General features: G+C 61.4%; 23 protein-coding genes. 12 read left to right on the forward strand and 11 right to left on the reverse strand.

The features are described from left to right. The 8 genes from GSQ88_RS09840 to GSQ88_RS09875 form a co-directional block, all read right to left on the reverse strand. On the reverse strand, window positions 1-2,214 hold the full coding sequence (locus tag GSQ88_RS09840) for an ABC transporter permease (RefSeq protein WP_159007537.1): 2,214 nt from the start codon (window positions 2,212-2,214) through the stop codon (window positions 1-3). After that, window positions 2,207-2,989: an ABC transporter ATP-binding protein gene (locus tag GSQ88_RS09845; RefSeq protein WP_159007538.1), complete on the reverse strand. Its 783-nt coding sequence runs from the start codon at window positions 2,987-2,989 to the stop codon at window positions 2,207-2,209. Before GSQ88_RS09845 ends, GSQ88_RS09840 begins: the two co-directional genes overlap by 8 nt. Next, entirely contained in the window at window positions 2,982-4,088 is a 1,107-nt protein-coding gene (locus GSQ88_RS09850; protein ID WP_159007539.1) for a branched-chain amino acid ABC transporter permease, read from the reverse strand. The genes GSQ88_RS09845 and GSQ88_RS09850 overlap by 8 nt, the downstream gene beginning before the upstream one ends. Window position 4,089: 1 nt before the next feature. Further along, window positions 4,090-5,100 carry a branched-chain amino acid ABC transporter permease gene (locus GSQ88_RS09855; protein WP_159007540.1) on the reverse strand — a complete coding sequence of 337 codons (1,011 nt, stop codon included), beginning with the start codon at window positions 5,098-5,100 and terminating at the stop codon, window positions 4,090-4,092. Window positions 5,101-5,295: 195 nt separating this feature from the next. Beyond that, a complete protein-coding gene (locus GSQ88_RS09860; RefSeq protein ID WP_159007541.1) occupies window positions 5,296-6,123 on the reverse strand; it encodes an AraC family transcriptional regulator in 828 nt (275 codons plus the stop codon). 137 nt (window positions 6,124-6,260) lie between these two features. Beyond that, complete coding sequence (locus GSQ88_RS09865) at window positions 6,261-7,511, reverse strand: ABC transporter substrate-binding protein (RefSeq protein WP_159007542.1); 1,251 nt, start codon at window positions 7,509-7,511, stop codon at window positions 6,261-6,263. Between the two features lie 350 nt (window positions 7,512-7,861). After that, window positions 7,862-8,281: an SseB family protein gene (locus GSQ88_RS09870; protein WP_159007543.1), complete on the reverse strand. Its 420-nt coding sequence runs from the start codon at window positions 8,279-8,281 to the stop codon at window positions 7,862-7,864. Window positions 8,282-8,298: 17 nt separating this feature from the next. Beyond that, window positions 8,299-10,179, reverse strand: coding sequence for a sigma-54-dependent Fis family transcriptional regulator (locus GSQ88_RS09875; protein ID WP_159007544.1), 1,881 nt, complete (start codon window positions 10,177-10,179; stop codon window positions 8,299-8,301). 333 nt (window positions 10,180-10,512) lie between these two features. Here GSQ88_RS09875 and GSQ88_RS09880 point away from each other — a divergent pair, with 333 nt between their 5' ends. The 10 genes from GSQ88_RS09880 (at window position 10,513) to GSQ88_RS09925 (ending at window position 20,441) form a co-directional block, all read left to right on the forward strand. After that, complete coding sequence (locus GSQ88_RS09880; protein WP_159007545.1) at window positions 10,513-11,556, forward strand: NAD(P)-dependent alcohol dehydrogenase; 1,044 nt, start codon at window positions 10,513-10,515, stop codon at window positions 11,554-11,556. A gap of 50 nt (window positions 11,557-11,606) precedes the next feature. Then, window positions 11,607-11,981: a hypothetical protein gene (locus GSQ88_RS09885; RefSeq protein ID WP_159007546.1), complete on the forward strand. Its 375-nt coding sequence runs from the start codon at window positions 11,607-11,609 to the stop codon at window positions 11,979-11,981. Continuing rightward, complete coding sequence (locus tag GSQ88_RS09890) at window positions 11,978-12,247, forward strand: hypothetical protein (RefSeq protein WP_159007547.1); 270 nt, start codon at window positions 11,978-11,980, stop codon at window positions 12,245-12,247. Before GSQ88_RS09885 ends, GSQ88_RS09890 begins: the two co-directional genes overlap by 4 nt. Before the next feature lie 165 nt (window positions 12,248-12,412). Beyond that, entirely contained in the window at window positions 12,413-14,083 is a 1,671-nt protein-coding gene (locus GSQ88_RS09895; RefSeq protein ID WP_159007548.1) for an aromatic/alkene/methane monooxygenase hydroxylase/oxygenase subunit alpha, read from the forward strand. A 96-nt stretch (window positions 14,084-14,179) separates the two neighbouring features. Next, a complete protein-coding gene (locus GSQ88_RS09900) occupies window positions 14,180-15,220 on the forward strand; it encodes a 2Fe-2S iron-sulfur cluster-binding protein (protein WP_159007549.1) in 1,041 nt (346 codons plus the stop codon). A gap of 48 nt (window positions 15,221-15,268) precedes the next feature. Further along, window positions 15,269-16,366, forward strand: a complete 1,098-nt coding sequence (locus GSQ88_RS09905; RefSeq protein ID WP_159007550.1) for an aromatic/alkene monooxygenase hydroxylase subunit beta — start codon at window positions 15,269-15,271, stop codon at window positions 16,364-16,366. A 41-nt stretch (window positions 16,367-16,407) separates the two neighbouring features. Further along, a complete protein-coding gene (locus tag GSQ88_RS09910; RefSeq protein ID WP_159007551.1) occupies window positions 16,408-16,764 on the forward strand; it encodes an MmoB/DmpM family protein in 357 nt (118 codons plus the stop codon). Window positions 16,765-16,891: 127 nt separating this feature from the next. Further along, window positions 16,892-17,935 (forward strand): amidohydrolase family protein, encoded by a 1,044-nt coding sequence (locus tag GSQ88_RS09915; protein ID WP_159007552.1) that lies wholly within the window; start codon window positions 16,892-16,894, stop codon window positions 17,933-17,935. Window positions 17,936-17,970: 35 nt separating this feature from the next. Continuing rightward, window positions 17,971-18,744 carry a metal-sulfur cluster assembly factor gene (locus GSQ88_RS09920; RefSeq protein ID WP_283810676.1) on the forward strand — a complete coding sequence of 258 codons (774 nt, stop codon included), beginning with the start codon at window positions 17,971-17,973 and terminating at the stop codon, window positions 18,742-18,744. A gap of 68 nt (window positions 18,745-18,812) precedes the next feature. Further along, window positions 18,813-20,441, forward strand: a complete 1,629-nt coding sequence (locus tag GSQ88_RS09925) for a molecular chaperone GroEL (protein WP_159007554.1) — start codon at window positions 18,813-18,815, stop codon at window positions 20,439-20,441. Window positions 20,442-20,460: 19 nt separating this feature from the next. Here the strand turns inward: GSQ88_RS09925 and GSQ88_RS09930 are convergent, their stop codons facing one another. Then, window positions 20,461-22,401, reverse strand: coding sequence for a sigma-54-dependent Fis family transcriptional regulator (locus GSQ88_RS09930; RefSeq protein WP_159007555.1), 1,941 nt, complete (start codon window positions 22,399-22,401; stop codon window positions 20,461-20,463). A 474-nt stretch (window positions 22,402-22,875) separates the two neighbouring features. Here GSQ88_RS09930 and GSQ88_RS35190 point away from each other — a divergent pair, with 474 nt between their 5' ends. Further along, window positions 22,876-23,022, forward strand: coding sequence for a hypothetical protein (locus GSQ88_RS35190; protein WP_210253778.1), 147 nt, complete (start codon window positions 22,876-22,878; stop codon window positions 23,020-23,022). A 70-nt stretch (window positions 23,023-23,092) separates the two neighbouring features. On the opposite strand, the gene GSQ88_RS09935 is transcribed toward GSQ88_RS35190, so the two are convergent. Together GSQ88_RS09935 and GSQ88_RS35955 are read right to left on the reverse strand one after the other, a co-directional pair. Next, on the reverse strand, window positions 23,093-23,611 hold the full coding sequence (locus tag GSQ88_RS09935) for an MBL fold metallo-hydrolase (protein WP_283810674.1): 519 nt from the start codon (window positions 23,609-23,611) through the stop codon (window positions 23,093-23,095). Then, window positions 23,511-24,065: an MBL fold metallo-hydrolase gene (locus GSQ88_RS35955; protein WP_283810675.1), complete on the reverse strand. Its 555-nt coding sequence runs from the start codon at window positions 24,063-24,065 to the stop codon at window positions 23,511-23,513. The genes GSQ88_RS09935 and GSQ88_RS35955 overlap by 101 nt, the downstream gene beginning before the upstream one ends. 227 nt (window positions 24,066-24,292) lie before the next feature. Here GSQ88_RS35955 and GSQ88_RS09940 point away from each other — a divergent pair. After that, window positions 24,293-25,526 (forward strand): FAD-binding protein (locus GSQ88_RS09940; RefSeq protein WP_159007556.1); only part of this gene is annotated, 1,234 nt, incomplete at its 3' end.

Genomic DNA, 25,526 nt, shown 5'->3' on the forward strand with positions numbered 1-25,526 from the left:
TCACCTCGCCACTTTCCGGAGCGTCCCGGCGCGTCCGACCAGCGGTCGGAATGCGCCTACAATCGCGGATGCAAATTCGGGGTCGTTGATGTTGTGCCGGATCCGGATGATCTGGCGGTTGCCGGTTTGGCGTACGCTGCGTTCCAGTGCCTTGAACAAGGCGGCGTCGGCATCCGGATCCCAAAACGGCTGACCCGGCGCATCGAGCGCGGAGACCCCGCCCTCCGGCAGAAAAAAGCGCACAGGTCCGTCCATGCGGTTGAGCCGCTCGGCGATCCAGTGCCCGATGCGCTCGTTCTCTTCCGCCGTGGTGCGCATCAAGGTCACCTGCGGATTGTGAACGTGGAACTTGCGCTGGCGATAGCGCTCGGGGATCGTGTCGGGCGCACCGAAATTGACCATATCAAGCGCGCCGACGGAGCCGATGAAGGGAACGCGGCTGCGGATCACCGCGCCAAAACGGTCGTCGGTGGCGGGAAACACGCCGCCCATCAAGAGATCGCATACTTCCGTGGTCGTGAGGTCGATGACCGCCGCCAGCATACCGGAATCGACCAGCTTTTCCATCGAACGGCCGCCGACGCCGGTGGCATGGAAGACGAGACACTCGAACTCGTTGCGCAGGTCGGCTGCGACCTTCTGCACGGCGGGCGTGGTCACGCCGAACATGGTGATGCCGACGGCGGGAAGCCCGGCCTTCGTCGCGGGTGTCTTCCTGGCGCGCTCATCGAGACGCGCCTTCACCATGCCGGCCATGGCATTGGCGCCGTTGGCGAGCACCTCGCGGGAGATCGAGTTGAGGCCCTGCACATCGGTGACCGAATACATCATGGTGATGTCGGCAGGCCCGACATAAGGCCCGACATCGCCAGACGCGACCGACGAGATGATGAGCTTCGGCACGCCGATCGGGAGGGCGCGCATACCGGGCGCGACCAGCGATGCGCCGCCCGATCCTCCTGCCGTGATGACACCGGCCACATTGCCCTGGCGGCGCAGCCAGGCGACGAACGCGTCCGCCATCGCCGTCACCGATGCGCCGCGATCGGAGCCAAATACCCCGGAGCCACCGCGTCCATGGTTCAGCGCGATCTCCTGTGCGGAGACGTCACAGGTGGAGGGTTTGCCGCTGGTGGAAACGTCGACCAGGCGGGTGCGCAGGTCGTGCCGCGCGATGATCTCGCGAATAAAGCGTAACTCCTCGCCCTTGGTGTCGAGCGTACCGACAACCAGCACGACCGGCGGTCCCGCCGCCGGCTGCGTGCCCGCTTCGCGTCGTTGCCGCGTGGCGCCTTCGATGCGAACGATACCTGTCGAGACCGTGCGTGCCGCGGTTTCGATACGCGCAATGGGTGCCGGCTGCGACCAGCGTGTCGGCAGAGTGGGATTGGAGACATAGATCCGGATCGGCGCGCCGTTCCGCGGGGGCACCGGCTCGAGACTTCCCTTGGTGTCGGCGGCGGCGGCGACGTCCGTTTCGATTTCAGCATGGACCCCGACACCCAGCAGGCGCTGTTGCAGGTCGCGGTCCGCCGCCAGACGCGTGGATTCGATGATGCGATTGACGCGACCATTGACCATGATGGCGACGTTCTTCGAGATCGCGGTCGCCACGCCGATATTTTGCTCGATCACCAGCACCGACATGTCGCCGTCTTCGGCGAGGCGGACCAGCATCTCTTCGACCTGGGTGACGATGACAGGGGCGAGGCCCTCGGTCGGCTCGTCCATGATCAGAAGGTGCGGATTGGTTAGAAGTGCGCGGGAGATCGCCAGCATTTGCTGCTCGCCGCCGGAGAGCTGGCCTCCGCCATTGTCCTTGCGCTCGGCAAGGCGAGGGAAGGTCTCGTAGATCCGCTCGACGGTCCATGGGCCGCGTCGCATCCCCGCGGCCAGCCGCAGATGCTCCGCAACGGTGAGCGAGCGCCATAGTCGGCGGCCCTGCGGAACATAACCGACGCCGAGGCGCGCGATCCGGGCCGGGCTGAGGCGGGTGATTTCCTCGCCGCGAACGCGCACCGAGCCGCCGCTCGCGTGCAACAATCCCATGATGGTCTTGCACAGGGTGGTCTTGCCCATGCCGTTGCGGCCGACCACCGAGAACACGCCTGAATCCACGGTCAGGTCGACGCCCTGCAACGCATGCGAATGCCCGTAATAGACGTCGAGGCCTCGGACTTCGAGCGCTGGCGCGGAACGGCGGACCTCAGCCATGCCCACCCCCAAGATAAAGTTCCTGGACCTCGGGGTCGGATTCAATTTCCTGCGGCGGGCCTTCCTTGAAGACACGGCCGTTGTGCATCATCGTGACGCTTTCGACCACCCGCAGGGCGACGTCCATGTCGTGCTCGATGATGATGTATCCGATATGGGCGGGCAGGGATGTCAGTATCTCGATCAGTTCGCGCCGCTCGGCCGGCGAAAGTCCCGCGGCCGGTTCGTCAAACAGGATGAAACGCGGGGCGCCCGCGAGCGCGAGCGCGATCTCGAGCTGTCGTTGCTGACCGTGAGCGAGTTCGGCGACCCGCCGCTCTCGGACCGGCGTCAGATGCACCGCTTGGATCAGCGCTTCGGCCGAATGCATTAATGCATCGTTTGGACGCGGGCGCAGCAGCGAAAAGCGTCCGCGCGAAACGCCGCGGCAGGCCAGATAGACGTTGTCCCGCACCGTGAGGCCGGGGAACAACGCGGAAATCTGGTACGTACGACGCAAGCCGCGGCGTATCCGTTCGTAGGCCGGGAAGTGGGTGATGTCCTCGCCAAAGAAACGAATGGTGCCGGACGAAGGCGGAAAGTCTCCGGTGACGCAGTTGAACAGCGTGGTCTTGCCGGCGCCGTTGGAGCCGAGCACGGCGCGGCGTTCGCCCGGTCGGACCGTGATGGTGACATCGGTGAGCGCCGCGAGCGCGCCGAACAGCCGCGTCACGCCGCGCAGCTCCAGCGCCGCGCCGGAGCCGACCGCCGAGAAGCGTTGTTCTGCGTTAGCCATGGCGTTGGCCTCCGCCCAAGCGGGTCTCACCGTTTGATGAACGGCGGCGCCATTGTTCCCAGAGGCCGATCACGCCATCCGACGACCAGAACACGATGACGAGAAAGCCCAGGCCGATCAGCAGCCGGAAGCGGTTGCCGTCGAGACCGATCTGGACCAGGAAGTCGAGCGCGAAGGTGCGCAACATGACGAAAATGAATGCCCCGATGAACGGCCCGGCCGGACGCGTGATGCCGCCGACGACGGCGATGATCAGGATATCGAGAGCGCGCTCGACGGCGACCGATCCGGGAGATATCTGCCGATAGTTCCAGACCTGGAGAATCCCGCCCAGCGCTGCGACGAAAGACGCGAACGTATAGGCCGCGATCCGATGCGCGTTGACATTGAATCCGAGCGCCGCCATGCGGCGCGGATTATCCCGGACGCCCTGCAAGGCGAGGCCGAACGGCGCACGAGACAAATACAGCACGGCGAAATAGCACAGTGCTGCGACCGCGAGCGTCACATAATAGAACGGAATGTCGGATCGCCAGTCGACACCCCAGAAGTGTGGGGTCACGATGGTGTTGATGCCGGTGTGGCCGTTGAAGATGGCCCAGTTCTGGTTGGTGAAATAGAAGAACGCCGCCGCGATGGCGAGCGTGATCATGATGGTGTAGATGCCCTCGGTGCGAACCGCGAGCGCCCCGCCCAGCGTGCCGAAGGCCGTTGCCAGCACAAGCGCCATCGGCGTCGCCAGCCACCACGGCCAGCCGAGACTGATATTGGCGCTACCGCTCATGCCGAACACGGCGAACATGTAGCCGGCGAAGCCGGCGATGGTGAGTTGCATCAGGCTGACCATGCCGCCATAGCCCGCCAGGAACATCAGGCTGAGCGCGATGATGCCGAGGATCAGGGTGGTGCCGAAGATCTCGATCAGGAAGAAGCCGTTGGCGATCAGCGGCATGATCAGCAGGATCGCGGCGACGATCCAGGTGGCGGGCTGGTCGAATTCGGACCACGCAACAGCCCCTCGGCGTTGCGCCGCTGCTGCCGGCGGCTTGGCGGCTGCCGGCGGCTTGGCCTGAAGATGTGCGCCCTGGATCAACGACATGTCATCGCCTCGCCATCAGGCCTTGCGGGCGCAACGCAAGTACCAGCACCATGATGAGGAACGTCACCACGATCGCGTAGGTCGGGATGTAGACGGAGCCGAGTTGCTCGGCGAGGCCGATGATCAGCGCTCCCAGTGCGGCGCCCGGAATCGATCCCATGCCGCCGACGATGACGACCACCAGCGACGCCAGCAGAAAGCGGATGTCCTCGCCCGGTGAAATCGACTGGAACGTGCCGCCGACCACGCCCGCGATACCCGCAAGCCCGGCGCCGAGCGCGAACACGACAACGAACACGAGCTGGATGTTTACGCCGGTGGCGGCCAGGATCTCGCGATCGTCCACGCCGGCGCGCACCATCATTCCGACGCGCGTGCGGTTGAGCGCCAGCCACATCGCGACGCCGATCACGACGGAGGCGGCGAAGATCAACAGCCTCACCCGCGGATATAGCAGGTAAACCGCTTCGCCGGACGATTTGACCGCGGTCACCAGCGGCAGTTCGATCGGACCGACCAGCCAGGCCGGGGTCTGGATCTGATAGAAATCGCCACCGAACACCCAGAGCATGAGGTCTGCGAACACGATCGAGAGACCGATCGTCACCATGGTCTGGCGCAGGTCCTGGCCCTCCATGCGGCGGAAGACGACGAGTTGCAGGACGACGCCGACCAGCGCCACCGCGAGAAACGCGACGATGAAGCTGAGAATCCAGGAGCCGGTCCAGGCACTGATGGCGTAACCGACATAGCCGCCGAACAAATAGAGCGAGCCATGCGCCAGATTGACATTGCGCATCAGGCCGAAAATCAGCGTGAAGCCGCTCGCCACCAGGAAATAAAGACCACCGAGCGTGATCCCATTGAAGATGGCGTTGAGAAAGACCTTCTTTTTGCCGATCGCGTCCTCGAGGCCGGGCGGCCAAACGACAAAGACCAGCCACAGCAGCAGCGCAATCGCGATCAAGATGACCAGCGCCCACGCGGGATGGCGTTCGATGATCCGTGTCACGCCTGCTGTCCGGCTGACAGGGCGGCGCTTCGGCCAACGCTCAGGCGTACGCCGAACGCTGGAAAACCTACGGCAGTTCGCGCCGTTGCCATTCCGTCCTCCCGGGGGTCGCGGCCATTTTGGATCGCGTTTTGGGCATCGTACGGCGACCGCAAGGCGGGTGCTTGATTGCCAGTATCTTTTCGCGCAATCCCTTTAGGGACGTAAGATCTTGGCGGCCCGGCGGTATTCGGTGGGCGCCATCCCGACATTGGCGGCGAAGAAGCGTGTAAAGCCGCTCTGCGACGAGAAGCCGAGATCGAAGCCGATGTCGGCAATCGGCGATTCGGTTGCGACCAGCGCGTCCAGCGCCTGTTCCATGATGAGGGTGTTGAGATACAGGTTCGGGGTGACGCCGGTCTGGGTGCGAAACAGCCTGTAGAAGTGCGGACGCGAGAGGCCGGACGCCCGGGCAATCGAATCCAGTTCGATCTCGGCGCCGGGGCTTTCGGACATCAGCTTGATGGATTTGCGTACGCGGAAGTCGGTGACGGCGGCCGAGCGCGCCTCGGGTACGGGCTCGGAACTCTGCTGCCAGCTTTCCTCGTAGCAAATGTCGATCAATTGCCTGAGTTCGCAATCCAGACTGCTGAGCGAGGGGGCGCCGCAGACCAGCGCCGCGGTCCGCCGCACCTGCTTGTCGAGGGAAACCGTGCGCTTGAAATAGGTCCGGCCGAACCGCAGGGCGGGAGAACGCGCGGCATCGGGAGCGAACCACTCGGCATTGACATAGAGCACGAAGAAGATCGCGCCATTGTCGAGATCGGTGGGGACGAAATTGTGCGGTTCCCACGGATTGATCGCGACGATGGAATCTTCCTTCAGCAGCCGCCTTTCGTCGCAAACGTCGATGCGAGCCGGCGTTCCGCCGACATGGAAAATCAGATGCCCTTCGCGGTGCGTATGCATGTTGAAGGGACGATTTAGCTGATAGACCGTCGCGCGACCGAACCGGCCGTGGAAGACGGCGAGCGCTCTGCTCATGGCCTCCCTCCCGCGGGATGTTCTGGTTTTTTCTTTTAAGGTTCAACATCTGGGGCGAGAATGCAAGAGTGAACGATGTCCTACGAGGGGCGCCGCGCTCGGAAGGGCGCCCCTCGCAGTTGCGAAGACGGAAGACGTCAGTACTTTTTGCACTCCGGAACCGTTCGGCTCGGCAGACCGATCTTGGCGAATACCGCCGGGTCGTAGCCGAGGGTCTGGTTGACGTTGGGAATGACCTTCACGACCTTGCTGAACAACGCGCCCTTGCCGTCGTCCACCACCTCGGTGACGAAGTTGGTGCCGATGGCCTGGCGGTTTTGGTCAAGTTTGATCTTGCCGTTGGGGGCATCGATCTCGATCTTGGCGAGCGCGTCCTTGAGCTTTGCCTGGTTGTTGCTGAGGTCGCCGTTGACCTGACGCAGCGCCAGGATCAGCGCCATGGTCGAATCGTAATAGTTGGTCGCGAGCAAGGACGGGCTGGGGAACCGCTTGTTCGGCGGGAACGCGTCCTGATAGTCCTTGACGAACTTTTGCCAGGCTGGATCGTCCCAGCTGTCGCCCTGGCCACTCGCCGCGATCGTGCCGATCATCGCGTTCTTGGCGTTGCCTTTGGCCGAGAGGATGGTCTGGTCGACCATGATCGAGCCGCCCATCAGATGGGCCTTGCCACCTGCCTGTTGGTACTGGTTGAGGAAATTGACCGCGTCCGCACCACCGAGGCCGAGATAGATCGCGTCGACATCGTCCGGCAGAGCGGCGATGACGGATGCAAAATCCTTGGTGCCGAGCGGCACCCATTGCCGATTGGTGACCTGTCCGCCAGCTCCGCAAAACTCCAGCACCAGCCCGAAGACCTGCGTGTAGATAAACGAATAGTCCTCGCCGACGGTTGCGATCTTTCGATAACCCTTGGTTTCAAAGGCATATTTGCCCAGGCCGACCTGCCACTGGGCACCATCCATGTTGTAGCGGAAGAAATTGGGCGCCGGGTCGACATACGTCGTTTCCTGGGCGCCGGAGGCCGCGTTGACGAATGTCAGTTCCGGATGCGTCTTGGCAAAGTTCTTGACCGCAATGCCTTCATCGCCCGACAGCGGCGAGAGCAGGATCTGGACCTTGTCTTGCTCGATCAGCTTGCGCACGGCGCGAACCGCCGAGTCAGGCGTCGCATCCGTCGATGCAATGACAAATTCCAGTTCCTTGTCGCCGATCTTCTTCCCGAAATTATTAAGCGCCGTCTGGAAACCGCGTATGCCATCCTCGCCGAGCACCGTATAGGTGCCTTCGAGAGTAGCGGTAACGCCGACCTTGATCTTTTCTTGAGCGACTGCGACGCCTGAAAGCAACAGGCTACTCAGCGCGACCAGTCCCGCACAACTTTTTAACATTGAATTCCTCCTCCCTTTTTTTATCGCCAATCGTTCCGTCGCGAGTTGCTTCCATGCGGTCGGGAGCTGAAGCCCCGGATCGCCGCGGTGAAAGCTAGCTGATGAAGGCCGTTGCACGCGCGGCTTCTCGGCCTCGCTGTTTGACAGGCAGTCTCATTTTGCATGCTGCGACGCGATCAATCTCGCAGTGCACAACCCTGGCTGTATTTTCGCGGAGCTGGCGAGCGCGCCGGGGTTTTGCGGATCGAGACAGTCATATTGTCGTTTGCTCCGGCCACCTGAGCGCCGGCAGTTGCGCAGGCGATGCGATCGTCAGCGCCGTGACGTGCGCTCGCGATGCGGTGCCCCGCCTACTTCACCTTCTTTAACGTCTCGAAAATCGTGCCGTTCAACAGAAGGGCGATTTCAGTCGCGGGCAGAGGCTTTTGGCACTCGGACAACGGATTGAGCCAGAAATTGGAGTTGGGCAATATTTCGAACAGGTTGCGCGCGGCGGCGCCAAGACAGGTTTCCGGCTCCTTGACGTAGTCGGAAATGCGCTTCTTGGACGTAAAGGCGGGGTGCCATCTCATGCCCTGGAATTCGACCGTCGCCACGTTGATCTCTTCCTGGGCTTTGAGCGAGCGGCGGCGGCCGGGTTTGATCGGCACTTCCGGAGTCAGAATGTAGATTTCAGCTTCAAGCAACGCTCGATAGAACGCCGGAGCGACGCCCGGATCCTTTCCTGCCGCCTGCATCAGGGCTTCAAGGCCGTTTTCCGGTTCAAACACAGCGATCCTCCCAGATGTCAGCCCTGCGTATCACGAAGGGCGCGATAGATCGTATTGCGCGAGACGCCGAGCCGGCGCGCGGCCTTGCTGATGTTGTTGCCGGATTCCGCGTAGGCGGTCAGAACGTGGGCGCGTTGAATTTCGTGCAGACCGGGCTTCAGCCTGTTGTTGCCTGAAACCGTTCCGAACGGCCGGTCGTCGGACGAAGGTCCGACGACGGAATCGACCAGCGCCTCATCGATCAAGTTTCCGCGCTCGGCCAGCGTCAGCCTCGAAAGGACGTTTCGCAGTTCGCGAATATTGCCGTCCCAATCGAGTTCTGCCAGCCGATCGATCGCGCTCTCCGTCAGGTCCACCGACGGGTCAATCTTCTCGATCAGATGGCGTGCTATCTCGGCGAAATCCGACCGCTCGCGTAAGGGCGACAATGTCACCTCGAGCGTGTTGAGACGAAACAGCAAATCCGAGCGGAATCGGCCCTTTGCAATCGACTCGTCGAGATCGGCGTTGGTCGCCGACACCAGGAGAACGTCAACCTGACGCTTGATCCCGCCGACGGGGCGGACAGTCCAATCGTCCAGGAAGCGCAGCAGCACCGCTTGCAGCGTGACCGGCATGTCGCCGATCTCATCGAGGAACAGTGTGCCCCCGTCGGCTTCCTTGAATAGCCCCTCCGCGCCGCCCTTCTTGGCGCCGGTGAAAGCGCCCTCGGCGTAGCCGAACAGCTCCGCTTCGATCAGGCTGTCGGGTAGCGCGGCGCAATTGACCGGAACGAAGGCGCCGTTCCTTCCGCTTGCGGCGTGGGCATGGCGGGCGAGCTGCTCCTTGCCGGTGCCGGTCTCGCCGCGGATCAGGATCGGCATCTTGCGCGCCGCGGCGGTCTCCACCCGTCGAACCAATCCAGCCATCTTGGGATCGACGGATACGAATTGCGGCGTGACCTCCTTCGGCGACGGCGGCCGAGGTCTGGAAGCTCCCTGAATCATCGGGAACTGGCGCGTGTTCTCGATCGTCGAGACGAACTGGCTGCCGACGTCATCCTCGAGGCGCTGGCGTTCCTTGCGCCGGCCTTCATCGACAAACGTGCTGAACTTCGTACGAAAGACGTCGGAGAAGCGACGGCCCGGCGAGGCCGGCAGGCCGTGCAACAAGACGCTCGCGGCCCTGTTGGCGGCCAGGATCATTCCTTCATTGTCGACGGCCAGCAAACCCGCACTCAGCGTGTGCAGGTATTCGCCGCGATTATGAAACGCGATCAGGATATTTCCGCGGTGGTGTTCCCGGAACAGACCATTCTCGATCTGTGTCGCGGCCATCCCGACCAGGGCCTGGGTATGAGCCTGCCTGGACATGCAATCCGACGAAGCATCGAGGATTCCGGTCAGTTCGCCGTCGGGCCCAAAGATCGGCGCCGCGACGCAGGTGAGATTGTTGTACCGTGAGAAGAAGTGGTCCCGCCCGTGCACGACGATTGCCCGCTTGAGATGCGCCGCGGTCCCAAGGCCGTTGGTACCGCAGATGCTCTCCTTCCAGATCGTGCCAGGCCGAATGCTCGCTGCGTGCGACGCATCGCTGAAGCTGGGGTCGGATATGATGTCGAGCAGCAGGCCATCGGCATTGGCGAAGGCGATCATGAAGTTCGAACCGGCGATCTGCTGATGCAGCGTGTGCATCTCGGCGAGCGCGAGGCCACGCACCAGCGAACAGCGCTGTTGCTCCTGTCGGAGCAACGCGGGGCTGACGAATTCCGGCGAAGGAGGGCGCAGCGTGTCGAGGCCGAAGGAAATGCAGCGCATCCAGCTATCGTAGATGTCGGCCGACAGAAGTTCGGCCGGCGGCGCGCCGCGCTGCTCAAGCGTCTTCCACGCAGTCTCGACACGCCGGGTGGCGGGCAGCATGATCGTTCCTCCGTGAACTACCGTTCGGCAATTTCTTCCTGAGCCCCGTTCGGGCCTTCTTTGCGCGCTCTGCGATTTAGCTGAGCATAGAACAAGCGCCCGGAAATCCAAATTTTCCTCGTCGCTGACGGTCGTCGCCGAAGTGTTCCGTCTCGGAACAATATTTTCGTCAAGTCTGCTCCGATGCGGATCGAAGCGAAATCGCCGAAAGACAGAGAACACCAAAAATATCAGTCGGTTATCGGCTTGGCACAGCCCTTGCTCACATAGTTAGCAAGATGGCGGCGACGCCACGCGCGCCAAATAAAAATTTTCAGGGGGAGACGTAGATCAATGAAAGCCGCAGTGCTCCACGCTTTTGACGAAAAGCTGACGGCAAAGGAATTTGTCAAATACGAGGATGTGACAGATCCGAAGATTTCCCGACCAATGGATGTGATCGTCCGCATCGGCGGCGCGGGTGTTTGTCGTACGGATCTACATATCGTCGAAGGCATTTGGCGCAGCAAGGTCGACGTCAAACTTCCCTACATCATGGGCCACGAGAATGCGGGCTGGGTCGAAGCGATCGGGCCTGGCGTCGAAGGCGTCAAGGTCGGCGACAGCGTCATCTGCCATCCGCTGGTGACGAGCGGTCACTGCCTTGCGTGTCGGCGCGGCAACGACATGCACGCTCTCGACAGTTCGTTCCCCGGCATCAATGCCAACGGCGGCTACGCGCAATATCTGCTGACCGGACAGCGTTCCCTCATCAAGTTGCCGAAGTCGCTCGCGCCGAAAGATGTCGCTCCCTACACCGATGCCGGCCTGACCGCCTATCGCGCCGCGAAAAAAGCGTCCCGCCATTTGCTGCCGGGCGAATATGTTGTCGTGATCGGCGCAGGCGGGTTGGGACACATCGGAATCCAGGTACTGGCGGCACTGTGCGCGGCCGAGATCATCGTGGTTGATCGCGCCCAGAAATCGCTCGATCTCGCCAAGAAGTGCGGCGCTCATCATCTGGTAAAAGCCGACAACAACGAAGTCGAGGCAGTGCTGGCGCTGACAGGCGGACGCGGCGCCGAAGCGGTCATCGATTTCGTCGGCGAGGGCGATGCCATCGCCAAAGGGCTGTCGATGACCGCGAACGGCGGCACCTACTACATCGTCGGTTACGGCGGCAAGATCGAGTTGCCGACCCTCGATATGATTACCACCGAAAAGACCATCGTTGGAAACCTGGTCGGCACCTATGCCGAACTGGTCGAACTGATGGCGCTCGCCGATCGCGGCCTCGTCAATCTCTACACCAGGGAATACCGGCTCAACCAGGCCAACGATGCGCTGCACGACCTGCATCATGGCGAAATCCATGGCCGCGCGGTCCTGATCCCCTAGCCATGCTGCCGATCAATATGCATCGGCGGCCAGCACGTCGAACGAAAGTAATGCCCGTGAATGCCAGCAAGCACGGCCCGCAAATCACCGACGAGGAAGCCGCCGAACTCGGGCGAGCGCGGGAACGAATGCTGGCGCGCCACAAGTTGATCGAAGGAATGATTCGGAACAACGAGATGCAGCTGAAAAACGAAAGTGCCCGCGGCGGCGCCGAAATCGAACTCGAATGTGCCCGGCGCGATGTCGCGCAAACCGGTGCCGGCGCCGCGGCGCAGGCCGAATTGGAGCGGGCGACGGCGCGTTTGCAGGCGCTCCAGGAAGACCACCAGCGTCTCGTCAGCGAGCGCGAGTGGCTCAACGCGGCGCTGCTGGAATTTGAAAGCGGGCCATCCGCCAATGAACACCAACGCTCGGGACATGCATGATGACCAAGGTCGGGATCAAATCTGCCGGAACAACCGCGCCGTCGCGCTCGTCGCCTAAGCGAGCCGAATTGAGCGAGGAAGATAAATCGAAGGATGCGTTCTTTGTTCGGGTAGCTGAAATCGCGGAAGCCATGATTGCCAGGCACGGCAAGGATTTCGCGATGGGGACGATGCTGCTTTCCGCGAAGTTCATCGCGGAGGGAAAGCCATTCGGCAGTCGTGCCGGCGGCGGTGATGACAATAGCAACGCCGTCAAGCCGGCCTGAAAGACAATTCGAATTTCGGAATCAAAGTCAATTTTCGGGAGACAAAGTTCATTACGCAGGCGCGAGTTTGAAGAAAGCGATCAGAAGGCCTGCCATTGGGCTGCCTTTTGGTTCGGTAACTGAAGCGAAACATAGAAGCCAAAGCAACGTTCAAAGGAGAGAGAAATGTCTGCAAGTCTGACGCTGAACAAGATTACTGCCCAGAAAGGCATAAGCATTGCCGAAGCGGCCAACCGCGTTGCCGATCTCGGCTGGACGCCGAGTTACGTGCAGGAAGCGATGACGTTCCCGACCGACTACAAGATATCGAAGACGCCGCGCGACCCGATGAAGCAGGTGCTGCGGTCGTATTTCCCGATGCAGGAAGAAAAAGACAACCGCGTGTACGGCGCGCTCGATGCGGCGTTGCGCGGCGACATGTTCCGCAACGTCGAGCCGCGTTGGGTCGAATGGATGAAGCTTTTCCTGGCCATCATCCCGTTCCCGGAGATCTCGGCGGCGCGATCGATGGCGATGGTCGGCCGGCTGGCGCCGGGCGAAGAATTGCGTACCGGGTTCACCATGCAGATGGTCGATGAGTTCCGCCACTCGACGATCCAGATGAACCTGAAGAAATGGTACATGGAAAACTACATCGATCCCGCAGGGTTCGATATTACCGAGGCCGCGTTCGGCAAGTGCTACGCCACCACCATCGGTCGCCAGTTCGCCGAAGGCTTCCTGACCGGGGATGCCGTAACTGCCGCGAACGTCTATCTGACGGTCGTTGCCGAAACAGCGTTCACCAATACGCTGTTCGTCGCGATGCCGTCGGAAGCGGCGCGCAACGGTGATTATGCTCTGCCGACAGTGTTCCTGTCGGTGCAGTCCGACGAATCCCGCCATATCGGCAACGGCCATTCGATGCTGATGGCCATGATCAACGACCCGTCGAACCATCAGTTGCTCGAGCGAGACCTGAAATACGCCTTCTGGCAAAATCACGCCATCGTCGATGCCGCGATCGGGACCTTCATCGAATACGGCACGACCAATCGCGACAAGAACAAGGAATCCTATGCCGAGCTTTGGCATCGCTGGATTTACGAGGATTACTATCGCACCTACATGCTGCCGCTCGAGAAATACGGCATCAAGATCCACCACGACGACGTGGCCGCGGCCTGGGATCGTATCGTGAAGAAGAACTATGTGCACAAGACCGCGCAATTCTTCACGGTCGGCTGGTCGGTGAACTTCTGGCGGATCGAGGCCCAGACCGAGAAGGACTTCGAGTGGTTCGAGCATAAATATCCAGGCTGGTACGCCGAGTTCGGCGACTTCTGGAAGTGGCATGCGAAGCTCAGCGTCCCTGGCGAAACCAACATCCTGTTCAATAGCGATGTGGGCTATTCGTATCCCCATCGTTGCTGGAGCTGCATGGTTCCCTGCCTGATCCGCGAAGACTTCGTCTGCGACGAAGTGGACGGCAAGCTTTACACCTATTGCTCGGAAGGGTGCCGCTGGACCCACAAGGTGGCGTTTGCCGCCGAGTACGAAGGCCGCGCCACGCCGGCGATGGGCCGCTTCAGCGGTCGCCGCGAATGGGAAGACTGCTATCACGGTTGGGATGTCGCAGACGCGATCAAGGATCTCGGGTTCGTTCGACCCGACGGCAAGACCCTGATCGCCCAGCCGCATCTGCGCTTCGACGAGAAGGACATGTGGACGCTCGATCACGTCCGTGGGCATCAGCTTGGCAGCCCGCTGCGCGGTTTCCGGGCGCTCTCGCCGATCGAACGCGAGGTCGCGATCGCCGACTATCGCAAGGGCTTCAAGATCAATCCTTGTCATTGAGCCAATCGGGTGGGGGCCGCCGTCGCGGCCCCCATTGCCCGGCGCGAGCGTGTCGCTCCGGCATTTTTCAGTCACGACTGCAACAAGGGCGACCCAATGTCAGAAGCGCAGGTTCACAAGGTTCGGTTCGAGCCTGTGGGCATCGAGATGGAAGTAGAGGAGGGGGAGACCGTGCTCGACGCCGCGTTTCGTCAGGGCATCTCGCTGATGCATGGCTGCAAGGAAGGTCAATGCGGCAGCTGCAAATCGAAGCTGGTCGATGGTGACATCGAGCTGTTGAAATACTCGACCTTCGCGCTGCCCGATTACGAGAGCGAAACCGGCCATGTCCTGTTGTGCCGTACCCACGCCTTCAGCGATGTCAGCTTCGAATTGCTCAATTACGACGAAGACCTGCTCAGCCGTTCGATCGCCGTGAAGTCGTTTCCCGGGCGTGTCACCGGGATCAGCGCGCTGACGTCGGATATCAGGTTGCTGGAGATCGAAATCGAAAAGCCGCTCAAATTCTGGGCCGGACAATATGTCGACCTGACGCTGCAACGTGGCGCGATCACCCGGGCGTTTTCGATGGCGAATGCGCCTGGCGAAGGCACCAGCCTGCGCTTCATCATTAAGAAATACCCGAACGGAGCGTTCTCCTCCCAGCTCGACGGTGAATTGGGCGTCGGCGACGCGGTCGTCGCCAAAGGACCCTACGGCACCTGCTTTCGGCGGGAAGAGCGGCCCGGCGCGATGCTGCTGATCGGTGGCGGTTCGGGAATGTCGCCGCTGTGGTCGATCCTGGCGGACCATATCGAGAGTGGGGAGCAACGGCCCGTGCGGTTCTTCTATGGAGCCCGCACGCGTGACGACCTGTTCTACCTCGAGGAACTGGCTGCGATCGCCGCCAAGCTCAAGGATTTCAAATTTATACCCGCGCTATCGCATGCGGAGGCAGGCGAGAAGTGGGAGGGCGAAACCGGCTTTGTCCACGAGGTCGTGTTGCGTCATCTGCGCGAGGAAAAGCTGACCGGTACGATCGATGCCTACGCCTGCGGTCCGACGCCGATGATCGACGCCGTACTGCCGATCCTGCAAATGAACGGCGTCGAGCCCGAGCACATCTATTTCGACAAATTTACGCCGGCGGTGCGATGACGGCGTTTGGAAGTTCGTCGCAACACAGGACATCAAAGGGAGCCACCTATGAGCGCACAAGCGAGCAGAGCCGCAGCAAAGCCGGCAATCGTCAAATCCGGGGCGGCCGGATCCGCGGTCTTTCCGGGGTCCGACAGTCGTAAATACAACTATTTCGAGCCCAAGGGCCGCAAGGCGACGCATTACGAGGACATGACGGTCGATGTCCAACCCGATCCCGAGCGCTATCTTCTGCAGGATTGGATCATTTCGTTTCCGGACGGAACGCCGACTTATTCCAAGGACTGGACCGCGGCCAAGAGCTCCAACTGGCACAAATTCCGCGCCGTGGACCAGGAATGGGAACGGACGCACTACCAGCGTCAATCGACCATTTGCGGCATGGTGCAAAACACCATCGAGAACGGTCGGAGGTCGGGTGCGCCCGCGCGCTTCGATGCCGCCTGGGTCAAGATATTGCAGAACCATCTCGGCGCCTACAAGCACGCCGAATTTGGCCTGGGCACGTCGACCATGCAGGCGCAGCGCTACGGCTATACCCAGATGGTCAACAATGCGATCCTGACCAATTCCTCGTACAAGCTGCGTTTCGCGCAGGATATCACGCTCTATCTGAGCGAAATCGGCCTCGACCTTCCGGGTTTCGACATTGCCGCCGGCAAGCAGCACTGGCTCGAGGATCCGATCTGGCAGGGCGTACGCAAGTCGATCGAATCGATCATGGGTTCGAACGATTATCTTGAGCAATATTTCGCAACCAATGTCGTGTTCGAGCCGCTGGTTGGCGAATTATTCCGCTCCGGGTTCCTGATGCAGGCGGCTTCGGCACAGAACGACTTCATCACCCCTGCCGTCGTCTCGGCCGCGGAGGCCGACTACGAGCGTAATCTCGCCAACACCGTCGAGCTGTTCCACATCCTCGGCGAGGATCCCACGCACGGCGGCCACAATATCGCGCTGTTCAACAAGTGGCTCGTGAAACATGCCGACCTCGCACTTGATGCCTCCAATCATCTGCAACCGATCTGGTCGCAGCCGCGCGTCAAGGTCGCAACGTTCGCCGATGCCCTGGCGCACGCCAAGAACCGCATCAAGGGGATCGCCAGCGAGCTTGGCCTGAAGCTTCCAGCCAACCTCGCATCATAATCCGATCTACATCCTTTAACCGAATCCTTCAGGAGACAGCAATGTTGCAAGAGAACGACAATATCTTCAAATCGATGAAAGACATCACGTTCGAGGATACCGTGTCGCATCAATGCGGGGTCACGATGAACGACAGCGTCGAGGCGCGCGCGATCGCCGATGTCATGGGCCGTCACGAGCATATCAAGGTGACCTATATGCCGGCGATGATCCGTATCGACGGCACCGGCACGATGGAATTCAAGATGGATGAGATTTCGGAGGAACTCGGGCGCGCCATGACCCCGCATCTGTTCGAGATTTCAACCTCCACCCATTACGGCCGCATGGTGATGACCGACGACAACACGGTGATGCTGTTCGGCGACATGAACGAGATGATGAAATACATCGTCTGACGGTCGCGCAAAATGACGGTGTGGCCGGCCGGGAAGCCGGCCGCACCGATACCGGCTACACGATACCGGCTACGCCGATGGCGAGCCCCATCATATTCAAACCGCTCGCGGGAGCAGGAGAAACGCCATGTACAGGACAGCCAAGGGTGAAGAAATATTCGTCATCGACGGTCATACGCATTTTTGGGACGGAAGCCCCGCGAACCAGAAAAATATCCATGGCAAGCAGTTTATCGAGTGCTTTTATGCCTATCACTCGAACCTCAGTCCGCCGTCCGAGAAGTGGCCGTTGGAAAAGTTCGAGAAGTACGACGCCAAAACCATGTTCGACGATTTATTCGTTACCGGTTACGACGATATGGCGATCCTGCAGCCGACCTACCTGACGGATTTCTACAAAAATGGCTTCAACACCACCGAGCGCAACTCGGCGATCAAAAAGAGCCACCCGGATCGGTTCATCCTGAATGGGGCATTCGATCCGCGCGATGGCACCAAGGGCCTGGAGGATCTGCATGCGCTGTCCGAGAAGCACAAACTCAAGGGCGTCAAGCTCTACACCGCCGAATGGCGTGGCGAATCCAAGGGCTACAAGCTGACGGACAAGGCCTGTTATCAATATCTGGAGGCTGCGCAGAAGCTCGGTATCAAGAACATTCACGTCCACAAGGGGCCGACCATCATCCCGCTCAACCGCGATGCGTTCGATGTGGCCGATGTCGACGACGTCGCGACCTCGTTTCAGGACCTGAACTTCATCGTCGAACATTGCGGCCTGCCGCGGCTTGACGATTTCTGCTGGATCGCAACCCAGGAGACCAACGTTTATGCGGGGTTGGCCGTGGCGCTGCCCTTCATCCATACGCGGCCGGGTTATTTCGCCCATATCATCTCGGAGCTCCTGTTCTGGGTTGGGCCCGACAAGATCCTGTATGGCAGCGACTACGGCATCTGGACGCCGAAATGGCTGATCGACAAGTTCATGGCCTTTGAGATTCCGGCTGATGTTACCAAGGAGACCGGCTCGGTATTGTCGATGGAGACGAAGACCAAGATTCTCGGCCTTAATGCCGCGCGGCTCTATGGCATCGATGTCGAGGCGCAAAAGAAGAAGATCAGGGCTGGTGGTGGCTATGCCCATCTTCCCGAAGCCGTTCACGCCGCGCCATGACCACCATGAACGAACGTGGCGACCAAAACCAACAGATGGCAGGCGCGCGGCCCCGGGGCCGCGCGGCCGAAGTCTGGCACTGCCTGCAAGGCGTGACGGATCCGGAACTCGACGAGTCGGTCGTCGAGTTGAACTTCATCAGCAGAGTCGAGGTGGATTCGGAAAACCGGGTCCACATTGAATTCCGGCTTCCGACTTATTGGTGCGCCGCGAATTTTTCATTCCTGATGGCGGACGATATGCGCCGCGCCGTGATTGAGCTCGACTGGGTCGTGGGCGTCAGCGTCGTTCTCGGCGAGCACATGTATGCCGACAAGATCAACGAGGGTCTCGCCAAGGGGTTATCCTTTCGGGACACCTTCGGGGTCGAGGCTGACGGCGACCTGGACGATCTGCGCCGGACGTTTCTGATCAAGGCATTCCAGCGTCGGCAGGTGGCCCTGCTCAACCATCTGGCCGGGGCAGGGCACGCGGCGACGACGGTCGTCAGCCTGACGCTGGGCGAGCTTGGCGATCTGCCCGTCGAAGATGAAGGCGCGAAATTGGTACGCCGCTATCTTGAGCGGCGCGATGTCGTTGGACCAGTGCGTGCCGATGCTTTGGCGTTCCTGGATGCCGAAGGCGCACGGCTGAAGGCGGATGGTCTATCGAGCTACGTCTCCGGCTTGCGGCGCGTCGGCATCAACGCCGAGTTCAACAGCGCGCTGTGCCGCGGTCTGCTTTCGGTGCGCTTCGATCTCGAAACGCCCTTCGTTGCAAAATCAAAGATGTCGTCATCAACGAATTCGGGCTCTCAGCACGTGCCTTGACACGAGAGTTCGTGACCGTGAGCGACTTCAAACGAGACGACCCGTTCTTGAAAAGGTGAGGACATCCAATGCCGAAGATCATGCTGCATGATGAAGCCGCGCGGGCGGCGCTGGGCAGGGGTGTCGCCAAGCTCGCCAAAGCGGTTCGCGGCACGCTGGGCCCGAAGGGCATGAACGCGATCATGGACCGACCGATCGGTACGCCGATCGTGTCACGCGACGGCGTCAGCATTGCCAGCGAGATCGAGCTTGAGTGCCCATTCGAAAATATGGGCGCGCAGGTGCTGCGCGAGGTTTCAAAACAAACCAATGACGTGGCCGGTGACGGCACGACGACCGCGACCGTGCTAGCCGACGTGCTGGTGCAGGACGGCTTGAGGTGCCTGGCCGCGGGGGCCAATCCGGTTGAATTGGTGGAGGGGCTTGAACTCGCGGTTACCGAGACCATCGCGGCGCTGAAACGTTCGGCCAAAGCGGTGCAGGGGCAATCCGGTTTGCGTGCGGTCGCCAGCATTGCCGCCAATGACGCGGTGTTGGGCAATATGGTCGCGGAAGCCTTTGAGCGGGCCGGCAATCACGGGATTGTCGCGGTCGAATTCGGCAACACGGTCGATACGACGCTGGAGGTGATCGAAGGCATGGCCTTCGAGCGCGGCTATCTCTCGCATCATATGGTCACCGATGTCGAGAAGATGCAGGTCGTCCTCGACAATCCGTTCATCCTGATGACGGATCACAAAATTCAAACCGGCGAACAGCTCGCCGGCGTGATTTCGCTCATCGAAAGGAGCGGGCGGCCGCTATTGATCATCGCCGAGGAGGTAGCTCCGCCGGTGATCATGCAATTGCTGGCGCGCCGGGAGAAGACCAATTTCAAAGTGGCGGCGATCCATCCGCCGGAATATGGCCATTGGCGCAAGGCGATGCTGGAGGATATTGCGATTACCACCGGCGGCCGGGTGATCTCGCTTGATCTTGGCGGACGGCTCGAAAAGGTGGAGCTGCACGATCTCGGTTCTGCGCGCCAGGTGCGAATTTCAGCGTCCAAGACATTGATCACGGCGGGAGCCGGCGATCAAAAGAAGATCGCGGCGCGCCGCGAGCAGGTCATGCGGCAATATGATGCCGCTCCGGAAAATATCGAGCGGGACAAGTTCCAGGAGCGCATCGCGAAACTGTCGGGCGGCACGGCCATGATCCTGGCCGGCGGTGCAACGCCGGTCGAGCAGAAGCGACGGACCCAGCTGATCGAGGACGCGATCAACGCCACCCGTGCGGCGATCGAGGAAGGCATCGTCCCGGGGGGCGGCGTCGCCCTGCTCAGGGTGGCGCCGCAGCTCGACGGCACGATCGAGGGATTGAAGGGCGGAGCCCGGCAAGGAGCGGAGCTGCTGCAACGCGCGCTAAGCCGTCCGTTCTTCTATATCGCCGCCAATGCCGGCCTGAATGCCGAGGCGGAAGTGACCAAGGCCGCCAAAGCCAGCAACGGCCACGGTCTCGATGCGCGCAATGGGGCATCCGTCGATCTCGTCGAGGCGGGCATCATCGATCCGGTCAAGGTCTGCTATAGTGCGGTTCGCAATGCGGCTTCTGTCGCCGGCCTCATCCTGACCACGCAGACGCTGATCGCCAAGAAGCCGGACGACTACGACCCGACCACTGGACCGGCGCTGGGCGGCGGCGCCGAGTTGCTTTGATCGTCGAGGCAGCCGCCGATCATGTCGGCTTCTTTTGCCCGAGCGCGCGATAGATGGTGTTTCTCGAGACACCGAGACGTCGCGCGGTTTCGCTGATGTTGCCGGCGGTCTCGGCATATACCACGAGGATTCGAGCCCGCTGGATGTCGTGGAGCGATCCTGGTTCGGTCTGGGCGGACCGATCGATCGTCGCCTCCACGCTGGCCTCATCGATCAGGCCGTCCGCGGCGGCCAGCGTAAAGCGTGCCAGCATATTGCGTAGTTCGCGGATGTTGCCGGGCCAGGCGCGCGCGGCGAGATGGGCGACGGTCGCCGGCGTGATCTCGCAATGCGGATCGATCGCGCCAAGCAGATGACGAACGATGGCGTCGAAGTCGTTGCGATCCCGCAGTTTTGGTAGCGTCACCTCGAGGGTATTGAGGCGATAGAGCAGGTCGGACCGGAAGCGCCCGGCGGCGATGGCCTTGTCGAGGCTGGCGTTGGTGGCGGAGACGAGAAAGACGTCTACCTTCGATCGGACACCGCCAACGGGACGTACGGTCCAGTCGTCAAGCAGGCGCAGGAGCACGGCCTGTAGTGCGACCGGCATGTCACCGATCTCGTCGAGGAACAGCGTTCCTCCATCAGCCTCCTTGACGAGCCCGATCGCACCGCCGCGCCGCGCTCCGGTAAAGGCACCCTCGGCGTAGCCGAACAGTTCGGCCTCGATCAGGCTTTCGGGCAGGGCAGCGCAATTGACGGGGACGAAGGCGCCGGTTCGTCCGCTGACGTCGTGGGCGTGGCGGGCGAGCTGTTCCTTGCCGGTGCCGGTCTCACCGCGGATCAGAATGGGCATCTTGCGCGCTGCCGCGGTCTCGACCTGACGGACAATGCTCCGCACCGTCGGATCGCGAGCAACGAATCCGAAGGCCGCGCTCGCAATGTTGCGCTCAAGAGGGCGACGTCCCGGCGCCGAATCCTTGCGGGGAGGCGACAAGTCCGCCGTATCGCGGCGTTCGATTTCGGGCTTCCGGTTCTGCATGTCACGATCAGCTGTCGGCTGGCGTCGCCGTGCATGCAGCACCACGATGGCGCCGATACCGGAACCTTCGTTCTCAATGAGGTTGAAGCTCGCGTTCGGAAGCAGCTCTCTTAATTTGCCGGGCCATTCCTCGAAGGGAAGCGTCTTTAAAAATCGGGTTGGCGCATTGCCGCGAGCGCCGTGGCGGTCATTCTCAATGGCGCTCAGGGCGCGCTCGGTGGCGTGGAGAATCAGACCTCGGCGGTCGAGTACGATATACTCGTCGTTCGACCACAGCGATCTCTTGGCAAGAAAGCGGCAGAGCAGTTGCTCGTGTTCCTGTCGGACCGATTGCGCGAGCACGCTCTCCACATGATGGCCGACGGCGACGGCCAAAGCGAGGCTCTGCGGATTGAAGGTGTTGGCGGGGCCGGAGATGTCCACCACGCCCAGCAGTTCGCCGTCGGTAGGATCATGGACCGGAACCGCAGCACAGGTCCAGCGCTGCACCTTTGAGCAAAAATGCTCCGCGCCGCGGATTTGAACGGGCTTCGATTCCGCCAGCGCCGCGCCGATCGCGTTGGTGCCGATGTCGGCCTCGCTCCAGCGTCCGCCATGTTCCAGGTGAACCGTGCGACCGGCGTCAATGACCCTGTCATCACCCTGCGTATCGATGATCAATCCGGTGGGATCGGTCAGGATCATGATTGAATTGGCGTCGCTCAGGAATGTTTTTGAATTCTCGAGCGCGCAGCGGGCGGCATGACGGAGCGAGGCGTGTTTGGAGCGGAGACGAAACAGTTCGGCGTCTGCGACAAGCGGCGCTCTTGCGCGGTCGATCGTGACTTGATGGCGCTTGGATCTCTGCCACGACGCTGCGACCGATGAGTTCAAATCGGACGACAGCGTTCCGCGTTCGATGAATTTCTCCCATGCGGCCAGCACTTCTCGTTGATCCATACCGGCTCCTCCGAGGTGAGAAGGCGTAAGCCCCGCTCATTGACGGGCCTCGCCATCCATCACCTGATTGCGGGCTGCTTGTCGCAATAGCCGTTTTCATCACGCAAAGCGTAACGTCAAAACCCTTCCAGGCGGCGGCCTGTATCGGGCCGAACAACAGTTACACGTGTCGCGAGGACGGTCGCGCCATCCAGTCAAGCACCCGATCCAGCGTTTACTTCCCAGACGTCCCATGCGGTTCTTTAGCGCCCGCTGAACACAGCCTATACTCGTCGGCGACCCCGCGCAAAGGACGAGTCCGTAGCTCCGGAGTCTTTTTGCGCTTCACGGAAAGGCCGGAGCCGGTGCGAGTTTTAACGCGATTACCTCGCGGGAACTCGCGCTTTTGCTGAAGTTCGCTGCAGTTCCACTCGGTCGAAGGCTCGTGCTCGGGCGGCGTTTGACAGGTGCAGCGCAGCATCCGAGGGTTGAGCGGTGTTAGACATCGCCGAGCAGCCGCTCGATCGCCACCGCGAAACAGCCCGCTACTACTTTCGCCCGCTGAAGCAACCGTGCGATTTGATCGCGGAAGGATGGCAGCGCTCTCGCGCCGCCATCTTCGCGGCAAGTCCTTCAAAGTGACCGTGTACGCCGGCATCGGGAGCCGTGCCGGTTCATGTAGACGCGGGACCCGCGGGGCCTGCGACGCCGGTCAAGGCATCGACGAATAGTTGATCGGAAGCCACGTGTAGCCGGAACCGGCCGCGCGAACGTGCCCAATGCCGGGGAACGAGAGGTGGGCTGCCGCCACCATGTCGCCCTGCTTGGCCACGTCGGCGAAGACCTTCAGGCGTTGCGCCAGGGCTTCCTTGGAGTCGCCGTCGAAATGGATGACGACCGATGGATCGGGAAACTGCACCGAGCCGACATGGATCAGGTCACCCCAGACAATCAGCTTCTGACCCTTGCTCTCGACAACATAGACGCTATGCCCGGCGGTATGTCCGTAGCTCGCCACCGCCTTGATGCCTCCGCCCAGATCGGTGTCGCCATCGAACGGCTTGAACTTGCCGGCCTTGACGTAAGGGTTGAGCGACGCCATCGCGCCCTGGAAAAGGCCTTTCGAATCGTCAGGCGCCTTGTCGAGGTTGGCCTGGCTGAGCCAGAACTCGGCTTCGCGTTGGTCGGCGCGTACGATGGCATTTGGGAACGCGATCTTGTCGTCCGCCATCAGCCCCCCCGAGATGGTCGGGATGCATGTGGGTGAGATAGATCTCGTCGACCTGCTCAGGCTGATATCCGGCCGCCCTCAGGTTGGTCAGCAGTTTGCCCAGCGTCGGCCCGAACAGCGCGCCGGCGCCGGTATCGATCAGGATTAGTTTGCTGCCGGTGTTGATCAAAAAGCCGTTCACCGAGGTTTCGACCGGGATCGTGAGATAGGCCTCAGCGAGGGTACGCTGGAGAACTTGCGGGTCGACATTGAAGAGCAATTTGTCCATAGGCAATCGGACCGTGCCGTCCGAGATTGCGGTAATCTCGTCGTCCCCAAGCATGAGGCGATAGTAAGCGGGCGCCTGGGTTTTGATCTGAGGTGCCGCACTGAAGGCCGCACCCGATGACAGAGTGCCGACAGCGGCAGCAAAGGCTGCGGTAAAAACCGTGCGTATCGCTTGCTTCAATCGCATAAGCATTTCCCACATTTTTTAGGACTGACAAAACGAATATTGGCCTTCCTGGTCCAGCTATCGCAAGCGCGACGATCCGTGGCATGGATGGCCGGTAGGCGCATAATAGGCACGCCCTCACGATAAGTAGAACAGATTTCCGTCCGGGGATTGATCGTCTATCTTGACGGCGGAGCGCTCGTGACCTGAACCTCAATACTTGAAACTCAAGACCTGCGATTTCCCTGATGAATCCAAATCCTCAAAAGCTGGTGATCATCGGACACGGCGCCGCCGGGCTTGCCGCGGCGGTCTCGGCGGCTGAAGAGGCAGCCAGACGAGGCTTGCGCATTGAGATCACCCTGGTTGAAAAGTCAGGTGAAGATGAAGCCGGTGGAAACACCCGCTGCAGTCCTTCCTATATGCGGCTCGCGGCACCCGATCGCCTCGCGCCCGGTTTTGAAGACGATATGCATCAGGCATCGGGCGGATTAGCCGACCGCGGCTATTTTCGAACGCTGGCAGAGAACGCCGCAGCGACCATTGGATGGCTGGGGAGTCACGGCGTCGCGTTTGACATCCCGGTCTATTATCTCAGCGCCGGTCCGCCGCGGATCCAGCCTGTCGGTGGCGGCCGCGCCATCGTCGATGCGCTTGCGGCCGCCGCCAGAAAGGCGGGCGTGACGGTTCGCTATCAATCCCCGGCGACCGGCTTGGTGGTGGGGCAGGGGGATCGCGTCAGCGCCGTCCTTGTTCGATCCGGCGATCACGTCACGGCGATCGGTGCCGACGCCGTTGTTCTCGCCAGCGGCGGATTTCAGGGCAATCTCGCGATGATGCGGGCCCGTTTCGGGCCGGCCGCCGAGACCATCAGATTGATCTCGCCAGGTACGCGCTTCGATACCGGCGATGGTATTGTCATGGCCGTTGATCTCGGTGCATCCGTCTCCGGCGATTGGAACGGCATGCACATCGAGCCGATCGACCCGCGCAGCCGGCAATCCGCGCCGGTGGTTTTGGTCTATCCCTACGGAATTGTCGTCGACCAGGATGGGCGCCGTTTTCTGGATGAAGGTGGCGGGCTCGTGCACGAGACCTGGGAGGCTTTCGCCCGCGACATCCATTTCGCGCGACCGGAGCATATCGCCTATGCGATCCTCGATAGCCGGCTGTTCGATATCAAAGGCTTCGAGCGCGCGATCAGGTCGGAGGTGGCGCCGCATCAGGCCGACACGATCGAGGACCTCGCCGCGCTGATCGGCACTCCCGCCGGTCAACTGCGCGAGACGGTCGACGCGTTCAATCGGGCGGCAACCGGGGACGCCGCGCGCTTCGACGCCACACGTTGCGACGGGCTTGCGGCCAGCAGCGAACTCGATCCGCCGAAATCGAACTGGGCCCGCGCCATCGATCAACCGCCATATCTGGCTTATCCACTGGTCGGCGGCCTCGCCTATACATTTGGCGGGCTTGCAACCAACG

Origin of the sequence: Bradyrhizobium sp. S69, assembly GCF_009766005.1 — a bacterium.
GTDB lineage: Bacteria > Pseudomonadota > Alphaproteobacteria > Rhizobiales > Xanthobacteraceae > Bradyrhizobium.